The following is a 19,357-nucleotide window of genomic DNA, read 5'->3' on the forward strand; positions in this document are numbered from 1 at the left end:
TAGTTAGCGCGTTCGTCCCCCATGCGATCTGCGACACCATCACGTTCAAACCTGCTCAAATACAGCTACCTGACGCCCTTCGGGGCGCTCATGCTCGCGGGCGTTGTGGTCGTGATCGGGTGGATCACGGGCAAAGTGGGATTAGTGCAGCCGCGTTCTTATGATCCGGTCTTACCGGTCAATGCCGCCGTCTGCTTGATTTTTATTGGGGCAATGCCCATCGCGCTGGCGACAGGACTAAAGCGCACGAGCTTGGTGTTAAGCGGCCTCATTACCGTCGTCAGCCTCGTCACTTTACTCGAGGTGATGCACGTCACCGAAATCAACATCGACGACCTCTTACTGAATCACGACTCGCTCGTCTCCGGCAGAAACATCGGTCGCATGCCGGGAATGCTGGCGGGGTTCTTCACCGCCATTGGCTGTATGTTTATGTGGCTCGCGCTCCGACCGGTGGCGGCGTTGCGTCCGCTGGTGCTGGCTTTGCTCGGCTCGTTGGGCACGGCGTATGGTCTGGCGGGATTGTTGAGCTATCGCACGGGCCTGACTGCGATCGAGTTTTGGAAAGATTACGGCAGCATCGGGCCGCACACCGCATCCATCATGCTCGTGCTGGGTGTCGCGCTGATCATCCTCGCGACTTACGATAATCGTTACGGCGCCGACGACAGTCCGCGCTGGCTGTGGCTTCCGATGGTCGTGTGTAGCGTGACTGTGACGCTGACTTTCTGGGTCGCGCTGCGCGAACGCGAACTCGCTTACAAAAACGAATCCACGCGGCTCAACATCGAGACCATCCTCACCTTGTTCGGAGGCGACAGCCGCACTCACGTCGGCAGCGTCGTCAGTATGGCGAAACGTTGGAGCAAGGTGAACAACCCTGCCGAAGCGGATTGGACTTCGGATGCGATGGATAACCTCAAGAGCTTCCCCGGCTATCGTTCGGTGCAATGGGTCAACGCGGAGTTCCTGCGCACCAAGTGGATCTGGCCGAATAAAGGCAACGAAGACGCACCTTTCTACGATCACGCCACCGACACGTTGCGTCGCCAGGCGATTGAAAAAGCGCGCGCTTCCAAAACCTTCGCCATCGCGGCCCCCATTGACTCGCTGCTACTGCGGGCGCCTTCATTTGCCGTTTACGCGCCGATCATCCAAAATGATCGCATCACGGGTTTCATCGTCGGCGAATTCGACTACAAATATTTCTTCGACACCATCATGGCCCGACAAGGTTGGTCGAACCGCTACCAGCTCACCGTCTCGATCGCTAATCCGATGGCGACCGGCACGCAGCCTAAAAACCTGACCGTTTACGAACTTTCCGGTCCCAACGACTTTATCGACGAGCGCCTCCGCCAGTCGCGGCCGATCGAAATCGATAATCAGGATCTATCGATGCAGACGGGCACGATGACCCTCACTCCCCGCGGCGCGGCGTCCAATTCTGAACGCCTCGTCAACGTCGCGCAACTCGCGCTCTACGGTGGTCTTTGCGTCAGCGCGCTTTTCGGCCTGGTCGTAAACCTCGCCCAATCCGCTCGCCTGCGCCAACGCTCCGCCGAACGCACCAGCGAACAACTCCGCGAAGAAAACGAAGAACGCCGCAAAGTCGAAGCCCGCCTCAAAGCGACCGACGAACGCCTCAACCTCGCGCTCGATTCCACGCAAGTCGGCGTTTACGAATGGGACGTCGAGTCGGATCAATTTTATTGCACGCCCAGCGTGTGGAAAATCACCGGCTACGATCCGTCCGCGATGCCCGCCACCGGTCAAGGCTGGCTCAACTTGTTGCCCGAGTCCGACCAAGCCCGCGTGCGCAGCGTCATCGAGGCTCACTTCAACGGCGAGACTCCTTTCATCGAATTGGAGCACTGCATTCCCCATCAAAATGGCGAATGGATCTGGATCGCCTTGCGCGCCAAGTGCACGTCGTTCAGCGCAGCCCATCGCCCGCTCCGCGTTCTCGGCACGCTGCAAAATATCAACGCCCGCAAGCTCGCCGACGAAGCCCTTCGCCTCAGCCAGGCGGAAAGCCGCAAGCTCTCACTCGTCGCGAGTAAAACCGATAACGCCGTCATCATCACCGACGAACTCGGCCGCATCGAGTGGGTGAACGAAAGTTACTCCCGCCTCACGGGTCGGCGTCTCGCCGATGTCGCTACGCGTCCACTGGTTGAACTTCTTTCGAATCCGGAGGGCACCTCCGACACGGTGCAGCGCGTCAGCGCAGCGTTAAAGCAACAGGAACCCGTCACGCTCGACATCGTCCAACTCGCGATCGCCAATCGGAAATTTCACGTCCACCTCGATGTGCAACCCGTGCTCAACGATTTGGGCGGAGTTGAAAATTTTATCGCCATCGAAACCGACATCACGTCGCGCGTCGAAACTGAGCAGCAACTCCGCCGTGCTAAATCCGAAGCCGACGCCGCGTCGCGCGCCAAGTCGGAATTCCTCGCGTCGATGTCGCACGAAATTCGCACCCCGATGAACGGGGTGATCGGCATGACGAGCCTGATGCTCGAAACCGACGTGACGGTTGAGCAACGCGATTACCTCAACACGATCCGCACCAGCGGCGATGCCCTGCTTTCCATCATCAACGAAATTCTCGACTTCTCGAAGATCGAGTCCGGCAAGATGGAACTCGAGACGCAGCCATTCGACCTCACGCAATGCGTCGAGGAAGCCATCGATATTTTCGCCCTGCAGGCCGCCGCCAAAAACATCGAACTCGCCTACTCCATCGCGCCGTCTGTGCCGCGCTGCATTGTGGGCGACATCACGCGCCTGCGTCAGGTGCTCGTAAATCTCATCAACAACGCCATCAAGTTTACCTCGAAGGGTTTTGTCACGATTGAGATCGCCGCCTTGCCGGTCGACCCGGCAAATCCGCTGCCGGATGATAAGCTCAAACTCGATTTCCGCATCACCGATACCGGCATCGGCATCCCCGCCGAACGCCTCAGCCTCCTCTTCAAACCGTTTAGCCAGGTTGATTCTTCAACCACGCGCAAATACGGCGGCACCGGCCTCGGTCTCGCGATTTGCGACCGGCTTTGCCAACTCATGGGCGGCCGCGTCGCCGTCGAAAGCACCGCGGGCAAAGGTTCTTGCTTCCACTTCACGATCACCACCAGCGCGGTCACCTTCGACGCCAACACCCCGCCGTCCTTCAAACCGTTGCCCGGCGGTCGGATTCTCGTCGTCGACGATCATCGCGTGAATCGCACTGCGCTGCATGACGCGCTCGCCTCGTGGAATCTCACGCCGGTCATGGCGACTAACGTGGCCGAAGCGCTCGCGCTGGCGGAGCAATCCATTTTCACCGCCGCCATCGTGGATCAAAATCTGGACGGGGTGTCCGCGATGGATCTCGTGGCCAAACTCCGCACGCTCTTCCCGAAGATGCCGGTCGTGCTTTACACCGGCGCGTCCGAAAGCGCGCGGCGCGGGGAAAATCCCGACGCCAAAACGTATCGCCTGCCGAAACCAGTCAAACCTTTCGCGCTGCACGAAGTGCTGCGTAAAACCATCGGCGATCCGTCAGACTCAGTGTCCGCTTCGCCCATCGTTCCCATTACTGCCGTGCGCCTCGCAGATAACATCCCGCTCGATATCCTGCTGGTTGAAGACAACCTGGTTAATCAAAAGGTCGCCCAACGTTTCCTCAATCGCATGGGCTACACGGCCGACTGTGTCGCGAACGGCCTCGAAGCGGTGCAGTCCGCGCTCTCGCACAATTACCAACTCATCTTGATGGACGTGCAAATGCCGGAGATGGACGGTTACGAAGCGACCCGCGAAATCCGCGCAAAACTTCCTCCGGGGCAAAGGCCGATCATCATCGCTCTCACCGCGAACGCCATGCAAGGCGACCGCGAACGCTGCTTGGAAGCCGGCATGGACGACTACGTGACCAAGCCGATGAAGATCGACGAGCTGCAACTCACGATCCTTCGTTACTTCGGCAACAAGGCTGCCGTTTAATTCGCGGCAAAATGAACCACTCGGGTTGAGTTCGTTTCTGGTTCCCTGATTTCCCCACCAAAAATTTGCGCCTTACGTCACCAAACGCAGCGCCTCGATTTCCTCTCGCCTCGCTGGATCACCGGCGAGGTTTTTCATTTCCAACGGATCGCGTTCGAGATCGAAATAAAGCCACGGTTGCTCCACGCCTGCCGCGTCCGCGCGTAGCACGAATTTATGTTTCGGCGTCCGGAATCCACGCCATGCGTGCGGACACTGCAGCGGGATTGCCGTCGCGCTCGGCATCGAAATGGGTGCGCTGTCGCGCTTGCAATGCCACTCGCGCCCTTCGGCCCACGCCAGCGTCATGTGCGGCAAATCGTGCAACGAAACTGGGCTCGCATCGACACCCGGCGCAGTCGCAGGCCGCTTAATCAACAAGGGCACGCGCACCGATTCCTCGTAGGGCCATGCTTTGCGAAACAATCCGTGCGATCCATGCATGTCGCCATGCACCGACGTAAATACCACGGTCGTCGCTTTCGTATCAATCGTCGCCAGCAATTTTCCAATCGCCCGATCCGTCGCCTCGATGTGCGCATAATAACCCGCCAGTTCCTCCCGCCCCTTATTCTCCACGTCGCCGCCCTTCGGCACATTCGGCCGTAATTTCACCTCAGACGGTTCCATTTCAGAGACGTTCGGCGTCGGCGCATGGTAAGGTGGATGTGGCGCCTCCAGGCTCACCACGCAAAAAGTCGGCTGCGCATGCGGATGCTTCAACCACTCCGTCGCGCGCTGAAGCAACACATCCGCTTGATAACCTTTGAACTGTTTCGGCTCCGGCAACCGCGTGCCGTGCAACCACGGATCGTTCAGCAGAAATCCACTATCGAATCCCTCCCAAAAAACAAATCCTCCGCGCCGCTCCGGCGGCACGATCATCCTGGCATGAACATCGCCGACCAGAGGCGCGTTGCGATCGCGTTCGGCCAGGTGCCATTTCCCGAAAAAGGCCGTCGCGTAGCCGCGATCATTCAACGCGTGCGCGATTGTGCGCGCATTCACCGGCAATGCGTCCCAGTAATCGCTCACGCCGTTGTCGGGACCAAGCTTCCCCGTCAATAACGCCGCTCTCGCTTGCGGCCCCAGCGGATGCGGCGTGACTGCTTGGGAGTAATGCACCGACTCACTCGCGAGGCCGTCGAGCCACGGCGTTCGCGCGTTGGCATCGCCCGCGAACCCAGTGGCCGCCGCGCGCCACTGCGTGGTCACAATCCAAAGGATGTTTGGCTTGGCCATGCGTTCAATAACGCTGCTGGCTCATCGAGCGGTCGGTTCCGGCACTTCCGTTTCCTTAAGCAGCTTGCTCGCCGCCTGATCGTCCGGCAACAAACGCACCACTTCGCGTGCTAAGAATTTCGCGGTGTCGTGATCACCGTGAGCGATCTCTGTGCGCACGAGGGCAAACGCGGTGCTACGAGGCACGCCGTTTTTGAGGACCAAATCCCTGAACGCAGCCAAAGCTGCGGGGCGTTGGCCCAAACCAAGGCGCACTTGCACCTCGCGCATTTTTACCAGATGGGCCGCGCCCGCCAGCCATTCTGGAGCCTGCTTCTCGCGCAGATATTTCAGGAGACGCTCCGCCTGCGCCCACTCCTGCGCGACGATCCACCCATCGAGCGAATCGAGGGTTTTCGTCTGACTAGCCACGATGGCGGCAAGATCGTCGCCTAGATTCAAGTCGCGCAACGCTTGCTGCAAACGCGCGGAAGAATTTTTCGCCGAGGACAATTCTTCATAAAGCAACCGCGCATCCGCCGTGCGTTTTAGCGCGGAGAGGCGTGCGACCACCGGGACCAACCGGCTCACATCGTCATCCGAGCGGTATTTATCCAGGTAAGAACGGATCAAACCGCGACTCGCCAGTTGATCCAACGTGAGCAACGCCAATTCGACTTCCGTTGCGTCCAAGGCGCTGACCACCGACGCCTGCCACGCAGGTTTTTGCGCACGGATGTTGCGCAATAAATCACGAGCCGCGACGAGTTGGTCGGACTTCAGCAGATCGGCGAGTTGCGAAATCGCTTCTTCACCCGTCGCAGGGATCAACTGCGACGCAGGCGCGACAGCCTTTTCGGCGGCTGCGGCGGCCACAATTTTCGCATTCTCGACTTGTTTTTCATCGAGCGTCGCACGTGCGGTGAGCAATGGCAGGCTGCGGGGGAATAGCGCGAGTGAGTTCTGCAAGACTTGCTGGGCACCGGCAAAATTCCCAGCCTTCATCAGCGTTGTAACGGCTAAATTGTAAACCGGCAGTGTCGCCTGCCCGCGATTCGCCGAAAGGTGACTGACCAGGTAAGTCGCTTGATCCTGCGTTCCAGAGAACACCGCACGGGTGAGCCGCTTGATAAATTCGGGATAGAAACGCTGCACATTTTTAAGCGTTTCGACATCGTTCTCCCACTCGTTCAGGGAACGCACTGCCTGCTGCAAATCACCCGCGCGCAACGCGAGTTCCGTCTGATGAACCCTGAACGCGAAAGGACTCAGTCGAGCCGAAATCGCCACGCGTTGCGCGCGCACGACGACTTCTGCGAGTTCCAAATTTACCGCCAACGCGGCGATAGCCTGCACTGCGGCGTCATCGCGCCCGAACAGCCGGTAGTATTCCGTCTCGGCATTTTCACGTAAGGAAATCCGTTTCATCCGATGCCACGCTTGGAAAGCGAACAAGTAAACGGGCGGTTCGATCGGCGAAGCCGCCTTCAACTGCCGCAACGCCCTTTGCACGGCTTCATCACTGCCTCTCGCGACCGCAATATCGACTGACTGCCGGAGATGCATCGGCAGGTTGCTCGCGCGTTGTTCATCGAGTTGCTGGGCTTCTTCAACTTTCCCCGCGCGTAACAGCACTTCGATGCGCAGCGCCAGCGTCACCGATTGTTGCTCCGCTGTGGTGGCAACAATCATGGAGAGCGCCTGCTCGGCCTCGTTGTAACGTGCCAGTTGCAACAGAAGAGTCACCCGCACGCGTGTAAGCAGGTAGCGCGAGTCGGCGGAAAGTTCGCCGTATTTTCCCTGCAGCAATTCATCCGCAGTCACTAAGGCCGGCTCGACAATGAGCTGGCTGCTATACAGCGCAAACAGGCCGCTCAAAAATTGCTCGTCATTGTAGGAGTAAGGCAGGCCATCCTCCAATAACTTGATGCTCTGCACCGGATCACCTGACGCTTGAATCCGAGCCAGCATCAATCGCCCTTCCGCATTCCCCGGTGAACGCGCCACGCCGGCGCGCAAGTTGAAGAACGCGGTCGCGTAGTCCTTTTTCGCGAAATCATCTTTCGCCGCCATGATGGCGGTATCGCCGCGCTTCGCGGGTAACTTCGACCAGCGCCAAGGCGCCGCGAGGTCCAGCCAGCCCACTTGATTATGCGGCGCGCGGTCGAGCCAGTAATGCAACGCGGTCGCCGCACCGAGCCAGAGCACCAAAACAGTTCCGGCCATCACCAGCATCAGGCGACGGTAAAACACTTCGAAATTCCAGACGTTGGTCGAACGCAGCTCGATTCTCAGCGCGATCGAGCGCAAGCCCAACCAAAGACGCCGATCGCCAGCGGGCAGAACTCCGCGACTCAGCGCGCGGTTGAATTTAAACTTAACTTTCACGGGTGCGCCATCAAGCGCGACGACCCCACCTCGGGCAACCGCAATCAGCTGTTTTTACTCAAATCGCAGCGCTTCAATCGGGTCGAGCGACGACGCTTTCCACGCCGGATAGAAACCGAAACCAACACCGATGCCGGAACAGACAATCAGCCCGATCGCCGCCCAATTCCACGGGAAGATGAGCGAGGCTTTCATCATCAATGCAAGTCCGTTGCCACCTGCGACGCCCAGCACAATTCCCATCACGCCGCCGGCGAGCGAAATGGCGACCGCTTCGATAAGGAACTGGGTAAGAATATTCTTTTTGCGCGCACCGATCGATTTGCGAATGCCAATCTCCTTCGTGCGCTCGGTCACACTCACGAGCATGATGTTCATGATGCCCACGCCGGCGGCGAGCAACGCGATGCCACTGATCACAAAAGAACCAGCGGCAATGATGTCCGCGACTTTCGCGAAGGCTGAAATGAGCGAGTCGTTGGAATAAAGTTCGAAATCGTTTTCTTCCTCAGGATCGAGGCCGCGCACAATGCGCATCGCGGTGATCGCTTTCTCCATCGTATCGTTGTAAACGAGCTGGCTCGCGGCTTGCGTGGCGATGTTGATGCTCACGCGCTCACTGCCGTAATCATTTAAGAACCGCGTAATCGGCACGATCACGATGTCATCCTGACTTTGGCCGAACTGGCTGCCCTTCGCGGCAAACACCCCGATGACCGTGTAGGTGCGATCTTTGACCTTGATGATTTTGCCCAGCGGATTTTCCGAAAGAAAAAGTTTTTGGACAATTTCCTGGCCGATAATCGCGACCGGACGCGCGAGGTCGACATCGTCGGGCGTGAAGTTACGACCGACATCAATCGTGTGCTGATTGGCCGCAAGGAAGTGTTCGTTCGAACCGCCAAACGTGAGATTCGGAGTTGTCTTGCGACCATTGTAGACGGCCTGCACCGCACCGTTGCGGTTGAAAGTCTTCAGGCAGATCACGTCCGAGTATCCTTCCATCAAACGCTGGAAACGCATCGCTTGATCCAACGTGATGTCACGACGCATTTCGATGCGCCGACGTTGCGGGCCCTCGCCGCCGCCGTTCACAGGATACTTCGCGAGTTGGAACATATTTGTCCCTAGAAAACTGATGCCCGTCTCGATGGAATTACGCAGCGCCGACACGGCCGTCATCACACCGATAACGGAGAACACGCCAATGGTGATGCCCGACATCGTGAGGAACGAGCGCAGTTTGTTCACGCTCAGTGAACCAAACGCCATGCGGAGAATTTCGATAAATTTCATGTTATTCGTAACGCAACGCGACCACCGGATCCAAACGCGAGGCACCCCACGCCGGCGCGAAACCAGACACAATCCCCGTGACGACAGAAACCGTCATGCTCACCAACACGAGGTCGGGTGAAAACTGCGCCGGAAAACTTGGGGCGAGTTTGCTGACGATGGTAAACAAGCCGAACGAGACGACCATGCCCACCGTGCCACCGATCAAACAGATCGAAACGGCTTCAATGAGGAATTGCATCAGGATGCTGCGACGCCGCGCGCCGAGCGCTTTGCGGGTGCCGATTTCCTTGGTGCGCTCTTTTACGCTCACGAAGGTGATGTTCATGATACCGATCGCGCCGACGAAAAGTGACAGGCCCGTGATAAACAGACCGGCGAACGCGATGCCCGCTTTGACGGGCTCGAGTTGTGCTTTGAATGCCTGTTGTTCGTTGAGCGAAAAATTATCGCGTTCGCCCGGCAGCTGTCCGCGCACGCGACGCATGGCGCCCACGAGTTCCTCCTTGGCGTCGTTCACCCGATTTTTGTCGACGATTTTCACCCGCAGTTCCGCGCCGCGGCGCGTGCCGAAATATTTCTGAAACGCCAGCAGCGGGATGATCGTTTGGTTATCGAAACTAAACATGCCGAGAAATTCACCCTGCTTGGCGAACACGCCGATGACGAGGAACGGGTGATTGCCGATCATCACCGTCTGGTCGAGCGGTGAGGCGTTGGGGAAAAGCGCTTCAGCAACGTCGTATCCGAGCACGCACACTTCGCGGCCGGAGTTGGCTTCGGTGTCGTTGAACAAACGGCCTTCGCGATATTCAGCGGCCGTGATGCGTGCGTAATCGCCATTGGTGCCAATCGTGAACACTGCGCTGAGTTTGGCATCGCCGCGTTTCACCGACGTGCTCCGCGCGACCACCGGCACCGCGACATCCAGCAAGCTGTTTGGGGTTTCGTTGATGATACGATTTAATTTCTCCGCATCCTGCGGTTTGACGTTGGGCCGGTTCGCGTAATTCCACCAATCCTCGACGTCCATCCACGGCCATTTTTGCACGTAAACGACATCATCACCGAGCATCGAAAGGCTGTTTTGAAAACCGGTATCGATGCCACGAATCGCGGTGCCCATCAGGGTGACTGCGACAATACCGATGATCACGCCAAGCGCCGTCAGGATGGAACGCATTTTGTTCGCCCGAATCTGCGAGAGCGCGATGCGGAACGATTCAACAAACTCGTTATAAAAACGGCGCATGGGAAATTACTCTTGGCGGGCGTCTGATTCGATCAAGCCGTCGCGGAGACGGACGATCCGGCGGGCGTGGCGGGCAATGTCTTCTTCGTGGGTGACGACGATGATCGTGTTGCCCTGTTCGTAGAGTTTTTCGAGCAGCGCCATGATTTCGACGCCGGTTCTGGAATCGAGCGCGCCGGTCGGCTCGTCCGCGAGGATGATCGACGGATTGTTTACCAAGGCGCGCGCGATGGCGACGCGTTGGCGCTGGCCGCCGGAAAGTTCGTTCGGTTTGTGATGCACGCGATCGCCGAGACCGACGTTTTCGAGGGTTTGCCGGGCGCGCGCTTTTCGCTCCGACGGCGAGTAGCCGGCATAAATCAGTGGCAACTCGACGTTGTGCAATGCGTCGGAACGCGGGAGCAGGTTGAAACTTTGGAAGACGAAACCGATCTCGGTGTTACGGATGTCAGCGAGTTCGTCGTCGCTCATGCTGGAGACGTCCTTGCCGGTGAACTGATATTTACCCGCCGTGGGCGTATCGAGACAGCCCAGCATGTTCATGAGCGTGGACTTGCCGCTGCCGGACGGGCCCATGATCGCGAGGTATTCGTTGCGACGCACGGTGAGCGCAACGCCGCGCAAGGCGTGCACGGTCTCGTGGCCCATGCGGTAGAGCTTGGTGACGTCTTCGATTTCGATGACGACCGGGCCGGGCTCGCGGTATTCGCGCGGGAGCGGCGTGGAGGAAACGGGTGAGGAACTCATGTTGTCAGTGATGGAGGAACGCGCGGTGGGCGGCTCGCAACATGGTTACTTGGCTTCTTCTTTCTTGGGTTTCTCGATCATCACCTTGCTGCCGTCTTTGAGGCGGCGGCTGATGGCGGCATAGCTGCCGGAGACAACTTCATCGCCCGCTTTGATGCCGGATTTCACTTCGATGGAGCTGTTGTCGGCAATGCCGGTCTCGACTTTGTGCGCTTTAACGGTGTCGCCGCTCTTCACGAAGACCACGCGTTGCAGTGCGTCGCGATTACGGCGGGCGTCGTCGCGTTCGTTGGTGACTTCGAGATCGTTGCCGGAGCGCTCTTTCGCTTCCTTGGCTTTGGCGGCCTGGATTTCCTCGGCGGTTTTGCCGCCGGCGGCGCGGACCGTGACACTTTGGATCGGCACGGCGATGACGTTTTCAACCGTCTGCGTTTCAATATCCACCGTGGCGCTCATGCCCGGGCGAAGTTTGATGGCGCGATCCTTGATGCTGATTTTCACGAGGAAGTTCGTGACTTCGTCCGAGACCGAAGCGATTGCGGCGGCAGCACCGGATGAAGAGCCGGCAGTGAGCGCGGAACTGGAAATCTCATGCACCTTGCCGGTGAGTTTGCGGCCCGGGAAAGCGTCGACCGTCACGATGGCGTTGTCGCCGACTTTGACGTTGATGATGTCGTTTTCGTTCACCTTCACGCGGACTTCCATGCTATCGAGATCGGCGATGCGCATGATTTCGGTGCCGGCAAATTGGTTGGTGCCGACGACGCGCTCGCCGACTTCGCTGGTGAGCGAGCTGATGCTGCCGTCGATCGGCGAGTAGATGGTGGTCTTGGAGAGCGAGTCACGGGCTTGCGTGAGCGAGCCTTCGGTGCGGCGAATCTGCGCGCGTGAGGAATCAAAATCGGCTTTGGCGACATCGAGGTTGGTTTTGGCGGCCGTAAAGTCCGTGTCCGAAACCAGTTTCTTACCGTAGAGTTCCTGGGATTGCTTGAAGTCGTGCTCGGCCTTCGTGAGGCGAGCTTGGCTGAGGACGCTGGCGGCTTGCGATGAAGCGAGCGCGGCTTCCTGTTGCTCCAACTGGGCTTGGTAGAAGTCGGGTTTAATGCTCACGAGCAAATCACCTTTCTTAACTGTCTGGCCTTCGATGACGGGAATTTGGGTGAGCTCGCCGGCGACTTCAGGAGAAATTTTAACTTCAACTTCCGGCTGAACTTTGCCGGTCGCGGTCACGACGTGCGTGATGGTTTTCACCACAGCTTTTTCGACGGTCACGGGGATGCCGGTTTCTTTGTTCTTGGACGCGCCGACTGCGACGACGACCACGATCAGCACGACGAGCGTGATGAGCACGACGATGAGTGTGCGTTTCGACTTCTTCTTGGCGGGGGCGGGCTGGCGGAGCGTAGGGTTCGTAGGAGCGGACATGGTGATCAGGTGTTCAGTCAGATTGAGGAAAAACAGTGAGGGTTGGCCAGCGCTTTACGCTGCGGCGCGGAGATCGTCCCCGGAAAAACACAGAGGGGCCCCGATGGACCCCTCTGCAACACAACTGATAACTACGAACATGCGCAGCGAAGCCGTGTTGCGGGCCGGGGGAAACGACAGAGCGATGAAATTGGGATTTTCAGCGACCAATCGCCGCGCAACGCAGGCGAAGCGGCGGTTCTGAAAGAGTGTGCGGGACATGGGCTCAGAACACACGCTTCTGGCCGAAAGTTGCAGTCAGTTTGGACAAACGGATAAACCACCCGGATGAGTGGCGCCCTTACCCGCTTTTAACGCGCTGAGTTTTCCCAAGCCAGCGCCGCGCCGACGATTCCAGCGTCGTTGTTCATCTTGGCGGGCACGACTTTCGCCTTGGCCTCGATAAATTGCAGCCATTTGTCGGCTTTTTTGCTCACGCCGCCGCCGACAATGATCAATTCCGGCGAACAGAGGCGTTCCGCGACCTTGAGAAACACGTTCACGCGGACCACCCACTCTTCCCATGACAGATTGCGACGCTGACGCACCGCCGCTGACGCGTATTTTTCAATCGGCTGGCTGCGGTGCCAGGGAATGTGGCCAAACTCGATGTTCGGCAGCAATTGACCGCGATAAAACAACGCTGACCCGATGCCGGTGCCAAACGTCAGCATCAACACCGAACCTTGGTGGCCTTTGCCGGCGCCAAAACGCATTTCAGCCAGCCCGGCGGCGTCGGCATCGTTGCTCAGGCCGACTTTGCAACCCGTCGCTTTGCGGAAAATCGCCGCGCCGTTCGTCTTTTCCCAGTTCGTGCCGAGATTGCCGACCGCGTCGATTTTGTCCCCGAGAATGATGCCGGGAAACCCGATGCCGATCGGCCCTTTCCAATCAAAGTGCTTCGCGATCGCTTTCGCGGCGGCGAGACCTTGCGCGGTCGGGCACGGCGCATCGATTTCGACGCGATGGCGCTCCGCGAGGAGTTTGCCGGTTTTGGTGTCCACGGGCGCGCCTTTGAAAGCCGACCCGCCGATATCGATGCCGAGAACGTTCATGGGGAAAGGTTGAAAATTACTGCGAGTCCGCCGCGCGTTGCAACTCCTCGCGCGTGGCCGGACGTTTGGTGACACACTCGATGTCAAAATACAACGTGCGCCCCGCCAGCGGATGATTCGCGTCGAGCAACACTTCATCCCCCTCGATCGCCAACACGGTCACGACGGGGGCCTGCCGATCCGCGCCGGTTTGGAATTGGTCGCCGGCTTTGATGTCGTCCACCGGCAAATGCGCACGCGGGACTTTTTGCACCATCGCGGGATCAGGATCGCCATAACCGTGCTCCGGCGGAACCACGATGGAACGCTGTTCGCCTGGCTTCATTTGCAGCAAAGCCGCTTCGAGGCCTTCGATCACTTGCCCTACGGCTTCGACGAACCCTGCCGGCTCGCCACCGCGCGACGTGTCCAGCATCCGCCCGTCGGCGTCTTTTAACGTGTAATGAAAACTGACGTGTAAGCGGCTCATGTTTCCTGGCGCAAAACGGCCAGAGGCGGATGGTCGCAAATGCCGCGATTGGAAAGCAATCCTGTCGTCACCGTCATCGCGCTCACCACCGCCCAGCCCCCGAGCAACACCAAGCCGGAGGGCGCCACCCACACGACTTTAAACACAAAGTAAGCCAGCGCCCAATTCGCTCCGACCGCGAGCACTGCACCGACCGCCGCGCCCAGCGTGCCAAGCGCAAGATACTCGGCAAACATGATGCGGTTCACCTGCGCCTTGGTCGCGCCGAGGGTGCGCAATAACACGCTCTCGCGCACGCGTTGCGAGCGCCCAATCAGCACCGCGCCCGCGAGCACGATGCCGCCGGTGACCACCGTGAAGAGCGCGAGAAATTCCACGACGAACGACGCCTTTGAATACACGCTGTCGATCGTCTGCATGATCACGGCGAGATCGATGGCGGAGACGTTGGGATGCCCGCGCACGACCGCTTGCTGGATGGTTGCCGATTGCTCCGGCCCGGAAACGCGCAACGCCATCACGTGAAATTTCGGCGCGCCATCGAGCACGCCTTCGGGAAACACCACGAAGAAATTCGGCTGCATCCGCTGCCAATCGACGGCGCGCAGGCTGCCGACTTTGGTTTTCACGGGCACGCCTTGCACATCGAAAATAATTTCATCGCCCACCGTGACTTGGAGGTCGCGGGCGAGATTTTCTTCGAGGGAAATGGGCGCGAATTCCACGCTCGCATCGACCCGCCCGACGAAGGCGCCCGCAGTTACTTTTTCCGTGTCGCTCAGCGCGCCGCGATACGTCGAGCGATACTCACGGCGCAACGTCCACGCCGGCACGCGCGAATCTTTTTCCTTTAAAATATCGGCCACCGCGCGGCCCTTGATCGACGACACGCGCATCGTGATAATCGCGGCGTGCTGGCGCACGGGCGCGCCGTTGTCGGCCAGAAGTTTTTCGATCGGCGCGACTTGGTCGTCCTGAATATCGAACAACATCAGGTTCGGACGATCGCCCCCGGCGACGACTTTCAACTGCCCGAGCAGCGTGCTGCGCGAAAGGAAAAGCGTCATCATCAGGAACGTGCCCATGCCGAGCGAAACCAGCAGCAACAGTGTGCGGTTATTCGGCCGGTGCAGATTCGCTACGCCCTGCCGCCACGCGAACGGGAGCGCGCGCGGCGTAAATTTCTTCGCGAGCCATGAAATAATTTTTGCCAGCCCCGCGAGCACGGCAAAACCGACGAGCATCGCCACGCCGAAGCCGACGCCCCATTGCCAGCGCTCCGTCTGCCAGATCGCAAACGCGAATACCATGAGCACAATCACCCCGAGCAGCGCGAGCTGCCACCAATCGCGGCCCTTGCCCGCATCCGCGTAAGCCGAGCGCAACGCGAGCAACGGCGACACGCGGCGCACTTCCAGCAACGGCAGCAGCGCAAACAGCACGCTCACGACGAGGCCTGCACCGAGCCCGCGCGCGAGCGCGCCCCACGCGACATGAAACTCGAACGCGAACGGCAAAAAATCTTTCAACAAACTCGGGAGCACGAGTTGCACGCCGATGCCGACAATCGCGCCCAAGCTCGCCCCCAGCACACCGAGCCCGAGTCCTTGCAGGAGATAAATCGAAAAGGCCGTGCGCGACGAAGCACCTAGGCAGCGCAGCAGCGCCACCGTCGGCAGTTTTTGCCGGATGTGCGCATGGATCGCGCTCGCTACGCCAATCGCACCGAGAAACAACGACGCAAATCCCACGAGGCTGAGAAACGCGTTTACATTGCGGATCGACTGGCCGAGTTCGCGTTTGCGCTCTTCGACCGTGTCGAAGCCAAGTCGCAGCTCGCGAAACCGTGCCCGCAAATCGCGCACCAGCGCTTCCACGTCGAAGTTCGGCGCGAATTTAAAATACACCCGATGGCGCGCGAGGCTGCCCGCTTGCAACAATCCCGTGTCGCTCACCGCCGCGAGCGGAATAAAAGCCCGTGGCGCAAGCGTGGCGACGGCGGCCGATTCTCCGGGCACTGCAGTGAGCCCGCCTGCAACCGTGAACTCGGCGTTGCCGAGCTTCACTTTGTCACCGGGCTTCAGCGCGAACTGCACGAGCAAACTCTGCTCGAGAATAATATTCAGTCCTTGGCGCAACTGTCCGCGCGCATCGGCGGGCGTGGTGGCGAATTCGCCGTAAAACGGAAATTCTCCTGCGAGCGCGCGCACTTGCACGAGCCGCGTGTAGCCGGTTTGCGGCACGACGAGCATCGAGTTGAAGGAAATTTCGCGCGCCTGTTCCCCGCCGAGTTCGCGGATAAATTTTTCCGCATCGCCGTCGAGTTTCGCGCGGGATGTCACCGTGAGATCCGCACCCAGCAACGTCTTCGTCTGCTCTTCGATCGCGAGTGTGAGGTTGTCGCGCAGCGAACCGACCGCGACAAGCGCAGCTACGCCGAGCACGATCGCGAGGGAAAATAACAACAACCGACGACGGCTCGCGCGCGTGTCGCGCCACGCCATTTTTAAGATGAAGCTCATACGCCGGTCGTTTCGTCGGAGATAACGGAGCCGCTACGGAGGCGGATGATGCGCTGCGTGCGGCGGGCGAGTTCCAAGTCGTGTGTCACGAGCACGAGTGTGGTGCCGCGTTCGCGGTTAAGGCCGAAAATGAGATCCACCATCGCGTGCGCGGTATCGCCATCAAGGTTTCCGGTGGGCTCATCACAGAAAAGAATCCGCGGACGATTGATGAACGCGCGCGCCAGCGCCACGCGCTGTTGTTCGCCGCCGGAAAGTTGCGTCGCGTAATGATCGAGTCGTGAACCCAAGCCGACCCGCGCCAAAAGTTCAGAGGCTTCTTTCTCGTCCACTTTCGCGCCGCGCAGTTCGAGCGGCACCAGCACATTTTCGAGCGCGGTGAGCGTCGGGATGAGTTGGAAATTCTGAAACACAAAGCCGACTGACTCGTTGCGCACAAGCGCACGCTGGTCTTCTGAAAGGCTGCCGATTTCACGGCCGGCGAGCACCACCGTGCCCGTTGACGGTTGGTCGAGGCCGGCGCAGAGTCCGAGGAGCGTGGTCTTGCCGCTGCCGGACGGACCGACGATGGCGCACGTGCCGCCGGCGGGGATTTCAAACGAGACTTCGTGAAGGACCGTCAGCGCACCTGCGGCCGTGGGGTAAGTTTTGGTGAGGCGCTCGACTTTTAGGATGGATTGAACACTCATTGGCGGCGAACACATGGATGCAAACGTGAGCCAACCGCAAGCCAACCGCTTCATTGCGATATTTTTGGCGATTTTTGTAACGCTCGCCGTGCATGCGGCGGATGCTCCCAAGACGATCGTGTTCTTTGGCGATAGTCTGACTGCCGGCTACGGGCTTGATCCCGACGACGCCTTCCCCGCCCTCATCCAGAAAAAAATCGACGCCGCGGGCGGCCAGCCCTGGCGGGTCGTCAACGCCGGCCTTAGCGGCGAAACCACAGCGGGCGGGTTGCGGCGGCTGGATTGGATTTTAAGGCAGCCCGTGGACATGTTCGTCATCGAACTCGGCGCCAACGACGGCTTGCGGGGAATATCTCCCGAGGCCTCGCGCTCCAACCTGCAAGCCATGATCGACCGCATCCGCACCAAGTATCCGCGCGTAGCAGTGGTCTTGGCCGGCATGCAACTCCCCACAAATTTCGGCGAAGCCCACACCAAGGCATTCGCAGAAATTTATCCCCAATTAGCCAAAAGAAACAATTTGGCTTTAATCCCCTTCCTGCTTGAAGGCGTCGGCGGCGTCCCCAACCTGAATCAGGCCGACGGGATTCACCCAACAGCTGAGGGCCACAAGCTCGTTGCAGCAACGGTGTGGGTGACCCTGCAACCACTCCTGAAATGATTACTGCCTTCCGCAAAACTTCACTTGTAACGCTGGCCGCCGCTCTCGGCTTTTCACTCGCGCATGCCGCGCCAAGTGGAGCCGCTGGGTTTCTCGACAACATCACCGTGTCCGCCAATGCCTCCGGCGGATGGGTGGAGAACTTGAGCCGCTCCTCGAACCCGCTCGATATGCGCGAGAGCATGCAATACGACGCCAACGTCACCGCGGGGGCGTCGCGTCAGATTTCTCGCAATTGGCTGCTCACTTACGGCGCGGACGCCGGTTACTACACGATTCCCGAATTCGATCGTAACGCGTATTTCACCATCGGCATGCGCGGCGGTCTGCAACGCAAGTTTGGCCTCGGCGCGCTCGCCCCCGTGCTGAGCTTCAACACGTCCTACGTTTACAAGGACGCCCGCATCAATTCCAACGACGGCGGCACGCTCACGGGCAGCGTGAATCTTTCCAAACGCATCATTCCCTCCGTTCGCGTCGGCGCGACCGCGGAATGGCTCGACCACTACGCGCAAGGCGGCGTGTTCGACACCCAGCAACGCACCTTATCGATCGATGCGGCGTGGGACATCACCGACAAGTGGCGCTTAAGCGGCAGCGCCGGCCAACTCTCCGGCAAGATTGTCGCCACGGCTGGTGCAACGGTGTGGGGCCGCGCGCAAGCCGGTTTCCTCGGGCCGGCAATCGCGGCGTATTACAACACGACGCCTTCGGAAACCACCAACGCTTTCGGGCCGGGTTGGGTGTCTTACATCGTTGAAGCTGACGTCGACCTCTGGTCAGTCGCGCTCACGCATTCGTTCTCTGAAAACACTTCCGTGAACCTTAATCTCAGCAGCGCCTACGCGACCAACATTGTCAACGTTCGCTACCTGCAACGCACGTGGGGCTTCGGACTGGCTCACCGGTTCTAAATGAATTTTTGCTCCATCACGGCGGTCGCGGCGGTGACGCTCATCGCAGTCCTCTCCGCGCGCGCTCAGGTCTTTACGGGGAATTTCAAAACCACTAAAGGTGACCCCGTTTCTGACGTCGTCGTGGCGCTTATTCCCGTGGGGCAGACCGCGCCTTTGCTCGCGCCCAAGGACTCCGCGATCGCGCAGCGCGACCAAGAGTTCACCACCTATGTGACCGTGGTGCAGGAAGGTGCGAAGGTCGCTTTCCCGAATAACGACAGCGTGCAGCACCACGTTTACTCACTCTCCAAGCCCAAGAAATTCGAGTTGCCGCTCTACAATCCGGGCCAGACCGAATCGTTCATGTTCGACGTCTCCGGCACTGTGACGCTCGGATGCAATATCCACGACTGGATGATCGCCTACCTGATCGTCGTGCCCACACCCTATTTCGCCAAGAGCGATGAAACCGGAAGCGTGTCCGTGAAAGCTCCAGCCGGCATCTACCGCGTGGAAATCATTCATCCACGCCTCGCGAAAAATATTACCGAGGAGACGCTGCTCACTGACGGCGGCACCAAATCCAAAGATTACACCCTCACCCTGAAACCTGATCGCCGCATCCGGCGCGGGCTCGACGCAAAATCCGGCGGTTATCGCTAAGC

General features: G+C 59.3%; 14 protein-coding genes. 4 read left to right on the forward strand and 10 right to left on the reverse strand.

Features of this window, described 5'->3' with window-relative positions; translation table 11 throughout:
• Positions 1 to 21: 21 nt before the first annotated feature.
• Positions 22 to 3,993: a response regulator gene (locus ACRRQW_RS01275; RefSeq protein ID WP_438479424.1), complete on the forward strand. Its 3,972-nt coding sequence runs from the start codon at positions 22 to 24 to the stop codon at positions 3,991 to 3,993.
• Between the two features lie 72 nt (positions 3,994 to 4,065).
• On the opposite strand, the gene ACRRQW_RS01280 is transcribed toward ACRRQW_RS01275, so the two are convergent.
• The 10 genes from ACRRQW_RS01280 to ACRRQW_RS01325 all read right to left on the reverse strand — a co-directional run bounded on the left by ACRRQW_RS01280 (position 4,066) and on the right by ACRRQW_RS01325 (position 17,135).
• Complete coding sequence (locus ACRRQW_RS01280) at positions 4,066 to 5,274, reverse strand: sulfatase-like hydrolase/transferase (protein WP_438479426.1); 1,209 nt, start codon at positions 5,272 to 5,274, stop codon at positions 4,066 to 4,068.
• A 21-nt stretch (positions 5,275 to 5,295) separates the two neighbouring features.
• The gene (locus ACRRQW_RS01285) at positions 5,296 to 7,641 is read right to left on the reverse strand and encodes a hypothetical protein (RefSeq protein WP_438479428.1); all 2,346 of its coding nucleotides are present in this window, start codon (positions 7,639 to 7,641) and stop codon (positions 5,296 to 5,298) included.
• Positions 7,642 to 7,695: 54 nt separating this feature from the next.
• Positions 7,696 to 8,937 carry an ABC transporter permease gene (locus ACRRQW_RS01290; protein WP_438479430.1) on the reverse strand — a complete coding sequence of 414 codons (1,242 nt, stop codon included), beginning with the start codon at positions 8,935 to 8,937 and terminating at the stop codon, positions 7,696 to 7,698.
• 1 nt (position 8,938) lies between these two features.
• A complete protein-coding gene (locus ACRRQW_RS01295) occupies positions 8,939 to 10,189 on the reverse strand; it encodes an ABC transporter permease (RefSeq protein ID WP_438479432.1) in 1,251 nt (416 codons plus the stop codon).
• Positions 10,190 to 10,195: 6 nt separating this feature from the next.
• Positions 10,196 to 10,936 (reverse strand): ABC transporter ATP-binding protein, encoded by a 741-nt coding sequence (locus tag ACRRQW_RS01300; protein ID WP_438479434.1) that lies wholly within the window; start codon positions 10,934 to 10,936, stop codon positions 10,196 to 10,198.
• Between the two features lie 45 nt (positions 10,937 to 10,981).
• Entirely contained in the window at positions 10,982 to 12,361 is a 1,380-nt protein-coding gene (locus tag ACRRQW_RS01305; RefSeq protein WP_438479436.1) for an efflux RND transporter periplasmic adaptor subunit, read from the reverse strand.
• Positions 12,362 to 12,711: 350 nt separating this feature from the next.
• Complete coding sequence (ppgK, locus tag ACRRQW_RS01310; protein ID WP_438479438.1) at positions 12,712 to 13,455, reverse strand: polyphosphate--glucose phosphotransferase; 744 nt, start codon at positions 13,453 to 13,455, stop codon at positions 12,712 to 12,714.
• A gap of 16 nt (positions 13,456 to 13,471) precedes the next feature.
• The gene (locus ACRRQW_RS01315) at positions 13,472 to 13,924 is read right to left on the reverse strand and encodes an FKBP-type peptidyl-prolyl cis-trans isomerase (RefSeq protein WP_438479440.1); all 453 of its coding nucleotides are present in this window, start codon (positions 13,922 to 13,924) and stop codon (positions 13,472 to 13,474) included.
• The gene (locus tag ACRRQW_RS01320) at positions 13,921 to 16,446 is read right to left on the reverse strand and encodes an ABC transporter permease (RefSeq protein ID WP_438479442.1); all 2,526 of its coding nucleotides are present in this window, start codon (positions 16,444 to 16,446) and stop codon (positions 13,921 to 13,923) included. The genes ACRRQW_RS01315 and ACRRQW_RS01320 overlap by 4 nt, the downstream gene beginning before the upstream one ends.
• Positions 16,443 to 17,135 carry an ABC transporter ATP-binding protein gene (locus ACRRQW_RS01325; protein ID WP_438479443.1) on the reverse strand — a complete coding sequence of 231 codons (693 nt, stop codon included), beginning with the start codon at positions 17,133 to 17,135 and terminating at the stop codon, positions 16,443 to 16,445. The genes ACRRQW_RS01320 and ACRRQW_RS01325 overlap by 4 nt, the downstream gene beginning before the upstream one ends.
• Before the next feature lie 25 nt (positions 17,136 to 17,160).
• Here ACRRQW_RS01325 and ACRRQW_RS01330 point away from each other — a divergent pair, with 25 nt between their 5' ends.
• The 3 genes from ACRRQW_RS01330 to ACRRQW_RS01340 are packed head-to-tail and all read left to right on the forward strand — an operon-like array spanning position 17,161 to position 19,355.
• Entirely contained in the window at positions 17,161 to 17,796 is a 636-nt protein-coding gene (locus ACRRQW_RS01330) for an arylesterase (protein WP_438479444.1), read from the forward strand.
• Positions 17,793 to 18,710, forward strand: coding sequence for a hypothetical protein (locus ACRRQW_RS01335; protein WP_438479445.1), 918 nt, complete (start codon positions 17,793 to 17,795; stop codon positions 18,708 to 18,710). Before ACRRQW_RS01330 ends, ACRRQW_RS01335 begins: the two co-directional genes overlap by 4 nt.
• Positions 18,711 to 19,355: a methylamine utilization protein gene (locus ACRRQW_RS01340; RefSeq protein ID WP_438479446.1), complete on the forward strand. Its 645-nt coding sequence runs from the start codon at positions 18,711 to 18,713 to the stop codon at positions 19,353 to 19,355.
• Positions 19,356 to 19,357: the final 2 nt, after the last annotated feature.

This window comes from Oleiharenicola lentus (assembly GCF_051660365.1).
Classification (GTDB): Bacteria; Verrucomicrobiota; Verrucomicrobiia; order Opitutales; family Opitutaceae; genus Lacunisphaera; species Lacunisphaera lenta_A.